Source organism: Pediococcus acidilactici DSM 20284 (assembly GCF_000146325.1).
GTDB classification, from domain to species: Bacteria; Bacillota; Bacilli; order Lactobacillales; family Lactobacillaceae; genus Pediococcus; species Pediococcus acidilactici.
Window position 1 is genome coordinate 82864 of record NZ_GL397067.1, and the last position, 14438, is coordinate 97301.

The 14438-nt window shown below is 41.3% G+C and carries 12 protein-coding genes; 11 read left to right on the forward strand and 1 reads right to left on the reverse strand.

The window, feature by feature from the left end; translation table 11 throughout:
• The first annotated feature begins 19 nt into the window (after window positions 1-19).
• The 10 genes from rhaB to HMPREF0623_RS00485 all read left to right on the forward strand — a co-directional run bounded on the left by rhaB (window position 20) and on the right by HMPREF0623_RS00485 (window position 11924).
• The gene (gene rhaB / locus HMPREF0623_RS00440) at window positions 20-1477 is read left to right on the forward strand and encodes a rhamnulokinase (RefSeq protein ID WP_126130530.1); all 1458 of its coding nucleotides are present in this window, start codon (window positions 20-22) and stop codon (window positions 1475-1477) included.
• A 15-nt stretch (window positions 1478-1492) separates the two neighbouring features.
• On the forward strand, window positions 1493-1807 hold the full coding sequence (rhaM, locus tag HMPREF0623_RS00445) for an L-rhamnose mutarotase (RefSeq protein WP_004165641.1): 315 nt from the start codon (window positions 1493-1495) through the stop codon (window positions 1805-1807).
• Window positions 1808-1830: 23 nt separating this feature from the next.
• A complete protein-coding gene (locus tag HMPREF0623_RS00450) occupies window positions 1831-3102 on the forward strand; it encodes an L-rhamnose isomerase (protein ID WP_002831268.1) in 1272 nt (423 codons plus the stop codon).
• A 24-nt stretch (window positions 3103-3126) separates the two neighbouring features.
• Entirely contained in the window at window positions 3127-3945 is an 819-nt protein-coding gene (gene rhaD / locus HMPREF0623_RS00455; RefSeq protein ID WP_002831269.1) for a rhamnulose-1-phosphate aldolase, read from the forward strand.
• A gap of 209 nt (window positions 3946-4154) precedes the next feature.
• Window positions 4155-5666 (forward strand): PTS fructose transporter subunit IIC, encoded by a 1512-nt coding sequence (locus HMPREF0623_RS00460; RefSeq protein WP_002831271.1) that lies wholly within the window; start codon window positions 4155-4157, stop codon window positions 5664-5666.
• Between the two features lie 24 nt (window positions 5667-5690).
• Window positions 5691-6137, forward strand: a complete 447-nt coding sequence (locus HMPREF0623_RS00465; RefSeq protein ID WP_002831272.1) for a PTS sugar transporter subunit IIA — start codon at window positions 5691-5693, stop codon at window positions 6135-6137.
• Between the two features lie 84 nt (window positions 6138-6221).
• Entirely contained in the window at window positions 6222-8837 is a 2616-nt protein-coding gene (locus tag HMPREF0623_RS00470; protein ID WP_002831274.1) for a glycoside hydrolase family 38 N-terminal domain-containing protein, read from the forward strand.
• Window positions 8838-8841: 4 nt separating this feature from the next.
• Window positions 8842-9657, forward strand: a complete 816-nt coding sequence (locus HMPREF0623_RS00475; protein ID WP_002831277.1) for a MurR/RpiR family transcriptional regulator — start codon at window positions 8842-8844, stop codon at window positions 9655-9657.
• Window positions 9657-11042, forward strand: coding sequence for a glycoside hydrolase family 1 protein (locus HMPREF0623_RS00480; RefSeq protein ID WP_004165644.1), 1386 nt, complete (start codon window positions 9657-9659; stop codon window positions 11040-11042). The genes HMPREF0623_RS00475 and HMPREF0623_RS00480 overlap by 1 nt, the downstream gene beginning before the upstream one ends.
• A gap of 3 nt (window positions 11043-11045) precedes the next feature.
• The gene (locus HMPREF0623_RS00485) at window positions 11046-11924 is read left to right on the forward strand and encodes an ROK family protein (protein WP_002831279.1); all 879 of its coding nucleotides are present in this window, start codon (window positions 11046-11048) and stop codon (window positions 11922-11924) included.
• Between the two features lie 72 nt (window positions 11925-11996).
• Here HMPREF0623_RS00485 and HMPREF0623_RS00490 read toward each other — a convergent pair whose 3' ends face one another.
• Window positions 11997-12749 (reverse strand): helix-turn-helix transcriptional regulator, encoded by a 753-nt coding sequence (locus HMPREF0623_RS00490; RefSeq protein WP_002831282.1) that lies wholly within the window; start codon window positions 12747-12749, stop codon window positions 11997-11999.
• A 109-nt stretch (window positions 12750-12858) separates the two neighbouring features.
• Here HMPREF0623_RS00490 and HMPREF0623_RS00495 point away from each other — a divergent pair, with 109 nt between their 5' ends.
• On the forward strand, window positions 12859-14409 hold the full coding sequence (locus tag HMPREF0623_RS00495) for an FAD-dependent oxidoreductase (RefSeq protein ID WP_232362404.1): 1551 nt from the start codon (window positions 12859-12861) through the stop codon (window positions 14407-14409).
• The last annotated feature ends 29 nt before the right edge of the window (window positions 14410-14438 follow it).

A 14438-nucleotide genomic window follows, 5' to 3' on the forward strand; every position in this document is an offset into this window, starting at 1 on the left:
AAGAAGGTTGGTGGAAAAGATGAAAACATACGTTGCCGTTGACATCGGCGCATCTAGCGGACGCCTGATGCTAGCTCAACCCACCGCGGATGGGCGGCTCACTTTAGAAGAGGTCCATCGATTTACTAACGGTTTCAAACTTAAAGATGGACATGACCGTTGGGATATTGACCATTTGATTCACGAGATTCTCGTGGGGTTAACCAAGGTCAAGGCGCGGGGGATTAACGCCATTGAATTAGGCATTGACACTTGGGCAGTTGACTACGTTTTAGTAGGTTTTGACGGCCAGAAGTTAGAAGATCCAATCAGTTACCGGGATCGGCGAACTTCCCAGGCGATTACCGAATTAACCAGTGAATTGCCGAAGGAATATATTTATGAAAAAACTGGGATTCAGTTTCAAGACTTTAACACCCTGTACCAGCTTTACAAGACTGATCGAGCATTACTAGCTAAAACGGACAAAATCATGATGATTCCCGACTACATTGGCTATGTACTAACTGGGAATGCAGTTACTGAAATTACTAATGCATCCACCACGCAGATGTTAAATTTACGGGTCGGCTTGTTTGATAAAGACTTGTTGGCCAAAGTTAACGTCTCTCCAGACCAATTCCCTCGGTTAGTTGAATCAGGAACGGTTTTGGGCAACTTAGGCCATAAATGGCATCGCCAATTCGATTTGCCAGAAACTGAAGTGATCACGGTAGCGACCCACGATACGGCTTCAGCAGTAGTGGGAACTCCGGGCCAGGGTGACCGCTGGGCATTCCTAAGTTCGGGGACTTGGTCACTGCTGGGCACCGAGCTGAACGTTCCGGAAAATGGTTTGGCTGCTTTCCATGAAAACTATACAAACGAATGGGGAGCTTACGGGACTTACCGTTTCTTAAAGAACATCATGGGGTTGTGGATTGCACAATGTGTTCGTCACGAATTAGCAGATGAGGTTAGTTTTGGAGAACTTGCTAAACAAGCGGAAGCAGTCCGCCCGTTCCAACAGTTCATCGACATTAATGATCCCCGGTTTGTTAATCCGGCAAACATGACGGCTGAACTACAAAATTACTGTCGGGAAACTCAACAACCGGTTCCAGAAACGCCGGGCGAACTTTTCCAAGCAATATACAGTAATTTATCGTTATATTACGCAAATGAGCTTCAAAAATTAGATCAAATTTTAAACTACCACATCGAACGACTTAACATTGTTGGTGGGGGCAGCAACGTCGCCTTGATGAATCAACTTACCAGTACGCTAGCCAATGTGGAAGTTATTGCAGGACCTAGCGAAGCCACCGCAATTGGTAACGTCTTAGTACAGATGATTGCAACTGACGCCGTGGAAAATATCAATGCGGGACGCCAATTAATTGGCAAGTCGTTCAAATTAAAGCATTATTATCCGGAAACTGGTAAATACGGCGACATTTTACAACGATACCAACAATTTATTGCAGGCCAAGTTTAGAAAGGAGTGGTATCAATGATCCGAATTGGACAAGTGATGTATTTACACAAAGATGCATATGCCGAATATGAAAAAAGGCATGCCGAGCTCTGGCCAGAGATGAAGGCAGCCCTCAAGGAACACGGCGCCCATAATTATTCGATTTATTTAAACGAAAAAACGGGACAGACGTTTGCCTACTTAGAAGTTCCAGACGTGGCCAAGTACAACGAAATCGCTCAGACGGCAATCTGTAAGAAATGGTGGGCTTACATGAAACCATTGATGGAAATTAATCCAGATAATAGCCCAGTGACCACTGATTTAAAAGAGGTCTTTCATTTAGATTAAGTAATTTTTAGGAGGAAAATAAAATGACTAAAGCAAGTGAAGTTGAGAACGCGTACAAAGTGGCTCAAGCGCGTTACGCCGAAATTGGGGTTGATACCGAAGCCATGTTGGCTAAATTGGCGAAGATTAAATTGTCGGTGCACTGTTGGCAAGGTGATGATATTCATGGCTTTGTGAATCCCGAACAAGAATTGACGGGGGGCATTGGGGTTTCTGGCGATTATCCCGGCATGGCCCGGACCCCGGATCAACTAACAGGTGATTTATCGGAGGCGTTAAGCCTAATTCCCGGAAGTCATAAGGTGGCATTGCATACCTTATACGCGGTTACTAATCAAAAAAAGGACTTTGACGAAATTGGCCCAGAAGACTTCAAGTACTGGGTTGATTGGGCTAAGGAAGCGGGCGTAGGCCTAGACATGAACCCGACCTTTTTCTCACATCCAATGGTTAAACATAACTTTACCTTAGCCAGCCCCGAAAAAGATGTCCGGGACTTCTGGATTAAGGTTGGCCAACAATCCCGGGCAATTGCCAATTACTTTGGGGAAGAATTGGGTCAACAATCCGTCAACAACTTCTGGATTCCCGATGGTTTCAAGGATAATCCGATTGACAAGCTTAATCCGCGTCTCCGGCTAGTCGAATCGCTGGATAAGATTTTTGCTAAATCGTATGACGAAAAAAATACCATTGAAGCAGTCGAAGGAAAACTCTTTGGCACGGGAATTGAATCTTACACGGTCGGCTCCCACCTCTTTTACAATAACTACGCCATTAGTCGTGGTAAATTATGGACCATTGATGCGGGACACTGGCATCCAACCGAAGATGTCTCGGATAAATTCTCAGCCTTCCTGCCATTTGGGAAAGGGTTGATGCTGCACGTTTCGCGTCCGGTACGTTGGGACAGTGATCACGTGGTGATTTTTGACGATGCTTTGATCCGGATTATGCGTTCGTTGGTTCGTGATCAAGAACTAGACCGGACCAACATTGGCTTAGACTTCTTTGACGCTACCATTAACCGGGTGGCTGCTTGGGTAATTGGAGCTCGGGCAACTCAGAAGGCATTATTACAAGCGCTTTTAACCCCAATTGATGACTTGAAGGAAGCCGAATTAAATTACGACTTTACGAAACGTTTGGCAGTTACGGAAGAATTAAAATCTTACCCATTTGGGGCAGTTTGGGACGAATTTTGTTTACGCAACGACGTACCGGTTGGCACCGATTGGCTCGCAAATATCCGAGAATATGAACAAAAAGTTCAATTCCCGCGGGATCAAAAATAAGATTGATAGAAGAGGCGGAAAACGATGAAATTTATTGACTCACAATACGTGAAAGAAATGAAACAAACCACGATGAATTTATACCAACACGGTTGGGACGAACGCAACGGCGGTAACGTCAGCTTGCGACTAACGACTGAAGAAGTGCGCGCATTTAGCGACGTTACTGAAACCCTCCGGACTGTCGCCATTGATTTTGACGCAAGTGAACTGGCTGGAAAATATTATCTAGTTACCGGTACGGGACGCTACTTTAAAAATATTACCGAGTATCCTGAACGAGACATGGGCTTGATCCAAATTAATCCGGATGGACAAAGCGTGGCGATTAAATGGGGCTTTAACGACGGTGGCCAACCAACCAGCGAATTTCCGGCCCACTTAATGAGTCACCTTGCGCGGTTAAAACAAGATCCCGAACAACGCGTAATTATGCATTGCCATCCGACTAACTTAATTGCGATGACCTTTACTTTGCCATTGTCAGAAAAATTATTGAGTCGGACTTTGTGGCAGATGCATCCCGAATCAATCGTGGTTTTCCCAGAAGGTGTTGGGGTAATTCCATATATGTGCCCAGGAACTACCGCAATTGGAGAAGCTACTGCAACAAAAATGGCGGACCACCATGTAGTAGTTTGGCCGCATCACGGAGTATTTGCGGCCGGGGACTCTTTGGATGAGACGTATGGACTAGTGGAAACGGTTGAAAAATCAGCCCTCGTATATACGGCGATTCAAGCACAAGGTGGCCAAATGTTTCAAAAGATTACCGACCAAGATTTTCGGGATTTAGCACAAAGGTTTGGATTGAGTTTGCGCGAGGAATATCTGGAAGATTAGGTTAAAAATTTTTCTAAGGAATTGAGTTAAAAGACTCAATTCCTTTTTTGCTTTTAGACAATCTTTTATGTAGTAGAAAGTTGGTGTTAGTCACTTTTTGTTGAAATTATTTTCACAAATTGCAAGAATTTCGAAATAAATACCCATATATATGAAAACAATTGCAAAAACAATGGAAGCGTTTTACAGTTGTGATGGAGGTGGAAATAATGCAAAAAAGTAATAAGGGCCCAATGAAAATTGTGGCGGTAACGGCTTGTGCAGCTGGAATTGCGCATACATATATGGCTGCGGAATCAATTGAGAAAGCAGCTAAAGCTCGCGGAGACCAAGTTAAGGTAGAAACAGACGGGGCAATGGGGGCTGAAAACGTACTAACCGAAGCGGATATACAAGCTGCGGACTTAGTAATCGTGGCAGCCGACATTAAGATTGACCCAATTCGGTTCACCGGTAAACGATTATACGTAACCGATTCGAACGAGGCGATTGATGATGGAGCGGCTTTGATTGAAAACGCAATTGCCAAAGCAGAAGTTTTTGGGAAGAAAGGTACTAAGGTCGGTAAAATCAAAATTGGTAACGACCATAAGAAGAATGGTTTCTTTACCCACGTAATGACCGGGATCTCGTACATGATTCCGATGGTAATCTCAGCGGGATTAATTTTAACGATTGCGAACTTGTACGCATTTCAACGAGATAGTGCGGGACGGATTGTTAAATGGGGATTTGATAACCATACTCAAATGGGGTTATTGATGTCAAATTTGTTCCAGGTAGGACAAGTTGGCTTTAAATTAATGATTCCATTGTTTGCTGGTTTTGTGGCAATGTCGATTGCTGATAAGCCTGCCATGGCACCGGCAATGATTGGAGCATATATTGCAAACGACGCGGAACTGTTGCACGCAAAAGCGGGCGGTGGATTTATTGCGGCTTTATTAGTGGCATTTATTGTTGGTTACTTTGTTAAAGCACTTAAAAAAATTAAATGGCCAAAAATAATTCAACCGATTGTACCCATTATGATTATTCCGGTGATTGCGACGCTGTTTATCTCGTTAGTGGTATTTTACTTGATTGGTAGTCCGATTGCTGCGGGAATGGACGGTTTGTACTCCTGGCTAAATTGGATTAATGCGCACTCAACAAGTGCACCAATTATTTTAGGCGCAATAATTGGTGCGATGATGGGCTTTGACTTAGGTGGACCAGTAAACAAGACGGCCTTAATTTTTGGCACGGCAGTGTTTACGGATACAATGGCTAAATACGGACCTACACATGCCAACTTTGTTCCTCAGACAGCTGCCCAAGCTGCAATTTCAGTAGCACCACTCGGAGTTTGGCTAGCTTCCGTAATTTGGAAGAAGAAGTTTTCTAAAGACGAAAAGGCGGCTGCCGGTGCAGCTCTAGGAATGGGCTTAGTGGGAGTTACCGAAGGAGCGATTCCATTTGTAGCTGCGGATCCAATTCGAATGATTATTGCTAACGTATGTGGATCAGCCGTTGCGGGTGGGTTAGTTTCCCTAACCGGATGCAAGTTCTATGGGGGAATTGGTTCGCCACTGGGAACCTTTATTGGTTACATTGAACAACCAGTTCCGTTCATCACTTGGATTCTCTGTGTATGTGTGGGAATTGCGGTCACCGCTGTCATTATCGGATTTACGAGAAGCGATGCCGTTATTGAAGCGGCTAAAGCGGTAGAAGATTAAAAGTGAAAGGAAATTGACATTTATATGGATGCAAATGTTTTTTCTAAAGCAAATATTTTGTTTGATCATGACAGCCAAACTCAAGAAGAGGCTTTTCATGCCATTGCGGAACACGTTAATAAACTGGGATATGCAGATTCTGTAGACAGTTTTTTTACGGGATTAATGAATCGAGAAAAAGAGACTACTACGGGTTTTAAAAACGGAATTGCCATTCCTCATAGTAATGACGCAAGTGTAAAACGTCCCGGACTGTTCGTAATTAAGTTTGATCACCAAATTGAATGGAACGCACTTGATAAAAAGCCAGTTCAAGTAGCGATTGCGCTATCAATTCCTCAAGAAGGATCTAAGGAACATTTACGGCTTTTAAGTAAAATTGCTAGAAAGCTGATGGACGAAGATTTTACTAAAATAATTTTAGAAAATGATGACCCAGACATTTTAGCTCAAGCAATTAATGAAATATAGTTCCATAACCAAAAAGTGGAGGCTGGGAAACATCTTTCAGCCTCTTTTTTATTAAAAATATTAGGTTTAGGAGAAAGAGTAGTAATGAAAAAAATACACGTAATTCATCATACCCACTGGGATTTTGAATGGTACTTTACGAGAGATGAAGCATTGATTCAATTTGTTTATCACATGGACGAAGTTTTCGCAGCTTTACAAGCGCAAAAAGTCGATTACTACCTATTGGATGGGCAAATGAGTATTCTAGATGATTATTTAGATGCTTATCCAGAAAAAAGTAAGGAAATTAAAAAATGGGTTAATGCAGGTCGACTATTTATTGGGCCATGGTATACCCAAACGGATGAACTAATTATCACCGGCGAATCAATTGTTCGTAACTTAAGTTTAGGAATGAAAATGGCGCAACGGTTAGGAGGAGCGCAACCAATTGGATATTTGCCGGACTCCTTTGGGCAAGGTGCGGATATGCCTAAAATTTATAACGGAATGAACATTAAAAACGCCGTTTTTTGGCGGGGGCTGCCGAAAGAAAAGACTGCTAACCGTGAATTTATTTGGAAGTCAGAAGACGGCTCACAAGTTAGCGTTGCTAACATCAAGAACGGATACTTTGTTGGGGTCGGTTTAATTGAAGATGACGACGCCAAAAACATGATGACTACGGTAGTTCAAGGCGCTAGTGTCGACGACGTCCCATTGCCGGTGGGGGGCGATCAACGGTATGTTGATTTTAATTTAAAAGAACGAATTAGCTTCTATAATCAACAACTTGACGATGCAAAGTTAGTTGAAAGTAATTATGTTAAATATTTTCAGGATCTAAAGCAGCATCAGAATGAATTGGATCAGGTTACGGGAGAATTTATTGATCCTTCCGTGTCGAAAATTCACCGCTCAATCTATTCGTCTAGGTACGACCAAAAATATCTTAATGATAAAGTAGAAAGACGAATGATCTACCAAGTAGAACCTTTGATGGCAATGGCTGAACGTGCAGGTATCCCTTATAAAAAAGCTTTGCTAGATAAAATTTGGAAATTAATCGTGCGCAACCATGCTCACGATAGCGCTGGTGGATGTAATAGCGATAAAACAAATCGGATGATTTTGGCACGGTTGGTAGAGGCGGATCAATTATCTTATTCGGTTGTTGATTACCTTACTCGTAAAATTACTGAGTCAGACGTGAACTATGGAGAAAATACGATTACTTTCTTTAATACGTTGCCATATCCAATAACTAAACGAGTTAAGTTCCAATTATCACTAAAGAACCCTGCCTTTAAGCTAATGAAGGACGATCAAAAGATAACGGTAGACGTTGAAAAAGTCACCAAAGAATATCATGGGCAAATTAAGCGGGATACTAGTGCGTACCGAGATGATGATTTCTACTACAAAATTGACTGCAGCGCGCGAATAAATCTTCCGGCACTACAGTGGCAATCTTTTGATGTTGTCGCTAGTGAAGCCGTACCCGCATTATTAGAAAATACAACGGACAAATCGATTAGTGATAACCATTTTAAAATTGAATGGGTTGATGGAAAGCTAAACTTGACTAATTTAAATGATCAAACTTTGGTTGAAGACTTTATGTATATTGAAGACGGAGGAGACGAAGGGGATACTTATGATTACTCGCCGGCTTACAAAAACCAAGTTTATCGTTTAGATTTTAAAGACGCTGCGGTCACTACCCGTAAAGGACGGGTAACTAGCCAATTAATTTTACAAGGAACCTGGGCAGTTCCGGTTGACTTAGCAGCACGGGCAGAAAACTTGCGAAATCAACAAATCAACTACCAGTTAGAGCTCGAGTTAGACGGAAGTGGTCGGATTAATCATGAATTACAAATTCATAACGAGGCCAAGGACCATCGCATGCGAGTGATTAATCGCACTAACATTTATGCTAAGGCCTCTTACGCGGACACTGGTTTTGGCTATATTGAAAGGCCAGTAGTGGATCCCCACTTAAAGGATTGGCAAGCAATTGGCTATCACGAAGAACCTACGGCCATTTTTCCGATGATCCACTACGTTAACGTACACGATGATGAACGTAGTGTCAGCTTCTTAACAAAGGGGATCAAAGAATATCAGATTACGGGCGCTCAAAATGATCGAGTAGCTTTAACATTGTTTAGATCAGTAGGTTACTTGGGGCGTCCAGATTTGCTCCGACGTCCGGGAGTAGCGTCTGGAAATCAATTTACCTATATTCCTACACCAGATAGCCAGCTACAAAAGGAAATGCATTTTAAATGGGCAACTTACATTAGCAAACAGTTTGATCCAGCTGAGATAAGTAAAGAGTTTATGGAGTATGCGGTGACTAATCCGAACTATCAAGCCCAAGATTTAAATCAGTTTACTAACACTTTGAAGTACTTTGTGATGCACCCGTTAAAAAATACGATTAAAGCACAACCATTTTTTGAATTGGTTGACCGGCGAATCACCTTTAGTAGCTTAACAAAAAGCATTGACGGAACGGCAGATTTAATTCGAGTAGTTAATTTAAACAAGCAAAAAGTTCAAATTGATCAACTCATTAACCTCGATAAGCAGTATTATATAAATGAAACCGATTTCTCGGGGCGGATTAGAAAAGATTTAGGCTATGCGGCAAGCATTGAAAAAATTAGCTTCCAACCGGGAGAGGTGAAGACCTTTAAAATAGCGAGATGAGTATATGAGTGAATCAATGAGTAATTTAATATTGATGATTGAATCAAAGCGGGAACAATTTACGGACGTGGATCAAATAATTGCCAACTACTTTGTCGCTCACCAAGAAGTGCGCGACATTAATGGATTAGCCAAAAAATTAGCGGTATCACCGTCTTCAATTACTAGGTTCAGCCACAAAATTGGGTTAAGTAATTACAAGGAGCTAGTGTTTTTGTATAAAGAATACCTAGGCTCGCTAAACCGTAAAGTTTCGCGAATTTCAAGTGACGTAGTGGACAGTTATCGGGCCATTGCCCAACGGACGAGCGATCGTTACGATGAACAAACCGTGCAACTTTTCTGTGAAAGAATTTTTAAAAATCGCATTATTTTCTTTTGGGGGTTAGGATTTAACTCCTTTGTCGGGCTAGATTTTGAGTTTCGGTTTGCCCGATTTGGTAAGATAGTCCAACATTTTAGTGATCAGCAGTCGATATCCTTAAACGCAAATTTTTTAAAAAAAGGCGATACTCTGCTAATCTCTTCAATTAGCGCAAAGGACAAATCCATACTTAAGTCAATTGAAACAGCTAAAGCTCGTGGCGCACATATCTTATTGATTACTGCTAATCATGAATCGGCTTACCTACCATACTGCGATGGAGTAATGTATACTGCAAGTTTTTCTCCAGAAGAGTCGTTAGGAAATATTTCTCCGCAGGTTCCAGCGCTAATTGATCTGGATATTATTTATTCAAAGTACATTGATTTACACCAACATGATTTATCTCAGTGGGCTAAATCTGAAAATATATTGAAAAATTGGAGGAAGAGTTAATGCAATTTCCTGAAAACTTTCTTTGGGGAGCGGCGGCGTCAGCTCCGCAAACGGAAGGACACAGCCTAGAAGATGGTAAGTCGGCCACTACCTGGGACAAGTGGTTTGCAATGAATCCTGAAAAATTCAACGAAGGACAAGGACCAGAAAATACGTCAAACGTATATGAAGAGTATCCTAACGATGTTCAAATTATGGAAGATTTACATTTAAATTCGTACCGGACATCAATTGCCTGGGCCCGGTTGCTTCCTGACGGGAAAACTTTAAACGTTGCGGCGGTTAAATTCTATCGGCAGTATTTCCAAGAGTTAATTAATCACGGAGTTCACCCGATTATTAACCTTTTCCACTTTGACATGCCCTGGTGGCTAATGGAAAAAGGAGGTTGGGAAACGCGGGAGGCAGTTGACGCGTTTTACTTTTATGCGAAAACAGCTTTTGAGCAATTTGGGGATTTAATTACGGATTGGGTAACGTTCAACGAGCCGATTGTGCATATCGAAATGGGTTACTTGTACGGTTTCCATTATCCGGCGGTGGTGGACTTCAAAAAAGCTATTCAGGTAGGGTATCATACGTTGATGGCTCACGTCATGGCAGTTAAGGCGTTTCGGGAAACGAACATTTCTGGTGGAAAAATTGGAATTATTTTGAACGTTACACCGGCTTACGCGCGAAGCGGTGATAAAGCAGACCAAATAGCTAAGGAAACTGCGGATTTACTATTGAGTCGCAGCTTTCTTGATCCAGCAGTCTTAGGAGAAGTTCCGTCAGAGTTAATTGACCTGGTTAAAAAACATCAAATGCTACCGGAAACTAAAGAATCAGACAGAAAACTAATTGCCGAATATACCGTTGATTTCATCGGAATTAATTATTATCAGCCGCTCCGAGTCAAAGCACCCGAGGAACCAAACTTTCCGGCTCAAAATACGGACGATTTATTTACTAATTACGAATGGCCGGAGCGCCGAATTAATCCATACCGGGGCTGGGAAATTTACCCAGAAGCATTATATGATGTGGCCATGATGATGAAAGAGCGTTACCACAACATTCCTTGGTACGTAAGCGAAAATGGTATGGGAGTTGCTGATGAGCGCCGGTATGCCGATGCAAACGGGAAAATTGATGACCAATACCGCATTGACTTTATTAAAGAACATTTAACCCAGTTACATAGAGCCATTACGGAGGGAAGTAATTGTTTTGGATACCATTTGTGGACTTTCGTAGATTGTTGGTCCTGGTTGAATGGGTACCGAAATCGTTATGGTTTAGTGAGTGTCGATTTAGATAATCATTATCAACGGACTATTAAAAAGAGTGGCTACTGGTACCGTAATTTAATTAAGCAAAATGGCTTTTCAGTGGAGGATTAATTAATGAAGAATTTAATTACAATTGATGTAGGGGGCACGTCAATTAAGTACGGATTATGGCATGAAGAAGACCAGCGCCTTAGTGATCAAGGACAAGTTGCTACCCCCGCCAAGCTTACTGATTTTTACCAAGTTTTACAAACAATTAGTGCAAAATTTACTAACGTTGCTGGCGTAGGGATGAGTATTCCAGGGGCGGTTGACCAAAATACCGGAGTGATTGGCGGGATTAGTGCCTTGCCATACATTCATAATTTTCCCATTCAAAAAGTACTCGAAGTAAAATTAGGACTACCAGTGGCGATGGAAAACGATGCTAACTGCGCTGCTTTAGCAGAAGTTGCGCTGGGTGCCGCTAAGGACATGCAAAATGTTTTATTCGTGGTAATTGGTACCGGGGTTGGTGGAGCAGTCGTAGTTGATCGCAAAATCGTGCATGGTCACCAACTTTATGGTGGTGAATTTGGAATGATGCTAGGACTAGATAACCAGCAGTTAAGCACGGTAGGCACGGCAGTTAAAGTTGCGGAACGATACAATGCACAAAAAGGCACGCAATGGACTGGACAACAGGTTTTTGAATTGGCAACTAAGGGCGATCAATCAGCCATTACGGAAGTGCAAAAGATGTATGCTAACTTAGCGCACGTTATTTATAATATCCAGTTTAGTACCGACCCCGAAGCCATAATTATTGGGGGAGGTATCTCTGCTAACCGAGAATTTATTAACGGCTTGAACCAAACGTTAAGCGATTTAGTGGGACAATTGAACGATAATTCAATTACTTCACAGGAGATTCCAATTACTCCACAAGTAATTGCCGCTCAAATGCACAATGATGCTAATTTGGTAGGGGCGGCTTACAATTTTTATCATTAAATATAGATGAATAGTCATAATAAACAGCTACTGACATACTAAGATGTTGGTGGCTGTTTTTTATTATATTAACTAAATAATGTGATTTTTCCGAAATTCACTTGGTGAGCAGTTTAAGTAGCGACTAAAAACCCGACTTAAATAGAATGAATCATTAAAACCAGTTGTATCGGCTATTTCTGTTAGCGAGAGGTCGGTAGTAATTAATAGGGATTGAACCTTTTTAAGTTTGATTTTGGTATAAAAACTAATTGGAGACTCACCAGTTACTTTTTTAAAAGTTTTAGAAAAGTAGGCAGCATTAAGTCCAACTTGGGAAGCAATTTTGCTAATGGAAAGTGTTAAATCCTGGTGCATTAGATTAATTGCAGCAGTAATTGTCTGATTGCGATGACGAATATTTTTCGGGGCTGGTTGAAAATAAGTCATAATTTTAGTGATCATAAAATCATTAACAATGTGATTACGAACTATTTGAGCACGGGGATGAAAACTAAAGTTCGTTTTCTTTAGCATGCTACAGTTTTCAGTAAAGCGGCTAGTAGAGTAGTGGTGATTTCCAATCATAGAATGGGGAATGTCAGTATCAGAAGTCAAACGGACGAAGTGAAAAGTCATGGTTAGTAGCATTTTACGCTGAAAGTTAGTATATGGCGGAACGACTAAAACATCATTTGCTTTAGCAACCCCCTCATGATTATTGAAGTGGTACCAACAAGCTCCTTTTTCAATGATGTACATGACGTATTGTGAATCTACGTCAGCACTAAGTTGAAAACGGGGCTTATTTTGCCAATATGCATATCCAGCAGTTTCAACAGACATCGGAAAATCCTCCTTTATATTTTGACAAAAATAATACATGTTTAACTAAAAAAAGTAAATTGTGCAAATGGTCACAACTGGGTATCTTAAGACCAAGGAGGCGAATATGATGTTAGAAGAAAATGTAACCGCTGACACAACGGTGATTGGTGGCGGATTAGCAGGTGTTTGTGCTGCAATCGCCGCAGCACGCTTGAATCATAAAGTAACGTTAGTACAAAATCGAGGAGTCTTGGGGGGGAATTCAAGCAGCGAAATTCGTGTATGGGTGGCAGGCGCAACTAAGCATGGAGTTAATCGATATGCAAGAGAGACGGGAATTATGGGGGAATTATTTGTAGAAAATCAGTACCGTAATCCAGAGGGAAACCCATACTTATGGGATGCATTATTAATGGAAAAGGTAAAAGAGGAAAGTAACATCCGCTTATTTTTGAATACCGAAATAATGACGGTGAAAATGCAGGACCATCAAAAGATCGAATCAATTTCAGGTTTTATGTCAGGTTCAGAAAGACTAATTACTTTCAAGAGCTCCCACTTTATTGATTGCAGTGGAGATGGCATCGTAGCTTTTTTAGCGGGAGCAAAATTTCGGCTTGGACGAGAAAGTCGGGTAGAATTTAACGAAAGCTTAGCACCGCTTCACGAAGATAAAACGACCCTAGGTAGCACACTATTTTTCTATACTAAGGATCTTGGTCGTCCAGTAAAGTACGTTAAACCAAGCTTTGCAAGAGACATTACTAAGACTTCAATTATTAAAAATCGAATTATTAAAAAAGAAGATAATGGTTGTGCTTATTGGTGGATTGAATGGGGCGGTGAGTTAGACGTTCTTCATGATAACGAAAAAATTAGAGACGAATTGCAAGCTATCGTATACGGAATTTGGGATTATATTAAAAATTCCGGGAACTATGATGCTGATAACTTAACTTTGGAATGGATTGGTTCAGTACCTGGGAAAAGAGAATATCGTAGGTTTGAAGGAGATTATACACTAAAGCAAACTGATATTGAAGAACAAGTGTTGTTTAAAGATCGGATTGGCTTTGGAGGATGGTCAATTGACTTACATCCAGCTTCTGGCGTTTACAACGACTCTGTTGGCGCACAACATTCCGTTCCTGATGGGATCTATCATATTCCATATCGCATACTGTATTCAAAAAATATTAACAATTTATTTTTAGCTGGAAGAGATGTTTCAACTTCTCACGTAGCTTTTGGAACGGTTCGCGTAATGGCAACCTGCGCAGTAATGGGGCAGGCAGCAGGGACTGCAGCCGCCATTGCAGTTAAACATAACGCTAATCCTCGCGATGTTTATTTGCACTATTTAAAGGAATATCAGCAAACTTTATTGAGAGAAGACGGTGCGATATTAGGGATTAAAAATCAAGATGAACACGACCTAGCCCGGCAGGCTGACATTACGTCCACTAGCACATTAACTGAAATTAACACTTACGTGGCGAATGCTGAACCATATCGATTAACTAAAGCAGCGGCTTTTACCATTCCCGTAGATCCTCAAGTTAACCAATTGGATATTTTTTTATCAACCGAAAAGGCGACTTCTTTAATAGTTAAGTGGTACAGTACCGGGAATCCACAAAATTATATTCCGGATACTTTAATTGGCAAACAAAAATAAAAATCGATAAAGGGTTTAACGGATGGCAA

Coding starts and splice junctions, on each gene's coding strand:
- HMPREF0623_RS00480 (WP_004165644.1), top strand. CDS start 9,657: ATGCAATTTCCTGAAAACTTTCTTTGGGGAGCGGCGGCGTCAGCTCCG.
- HMPREF0623_RS00460 (WP_002831271.1), top strand. CDS start 4,155: ATGCAAAAAAGTAATAAGGGCCCAATGAAAATTGTGGCGGTAACGGCT.
- rhaB (WP_126130530.1), top strand. CDS start 20: ATGAAAACATACGTTGCCGTTGACATCGGCGCATCTAGCGGACGCCTG.
- rhaM (WP_004165641.1), top strand. CDS start 1,493: ATGATCCGAATTGGACAAGTGATGTATTTACACAAAGATGCATATGCC.
- HMPREF0623_RS00450 (WP_002831268.1), top strand. CDS start 1,831: ATGACTAAAGCAAGTGAAGTTGAGAACGCGTACAAAGTGGCTCAAGCG.
- HMPREF0623_RS00465 (WP_002831272.1), top strand. CDS start 5,691: ATGGATGCAAATGTTTTTTCTAAAGCAAATATTTTGTTTGATCATGAC.
- HMPREF0623_RS00495 (WP_232362404.1), top strand. CDS start 12,859: ATGTTAGAAGAAAATGTAACCGCTGACACAACGGTGATTGGTGGCGGA.
- HMPREF0623_RS00475 (WP_002831277.1), top strand. CDS start 8,842: ATGAGTGAATCAATGAGTAATTTAATATTGATGATTGAATCAAAGCGG.
- HMPREF0623_RS00490 (WP_002831282.1), bottom strand. CDS start 12,749: ATGTCTGTTGAAACTGCTGGATATGCATATTGGCAAAATAAGCCCCGT.
- HMPREF0623_RS00470 (WP_002831274.1), top strand. CDS start 6,222: ATGAAAAAAATACACGTAATTCATCATACCCACTGGGATTTTGAATGG.
- rhaD (WP_002831269.1), top strand. CDS start 3,127: ATGAAATTTATTGACTCACAATACGTGAAAGAAATGAAACAAACCACG.
- HMPREF0623_RS00485 (WP_002831279.1), top strand. CDS start 11,046: ATGAAGAATTTAATTACAATTGATGTAGGGGGCACGTCAATTAAGTAC.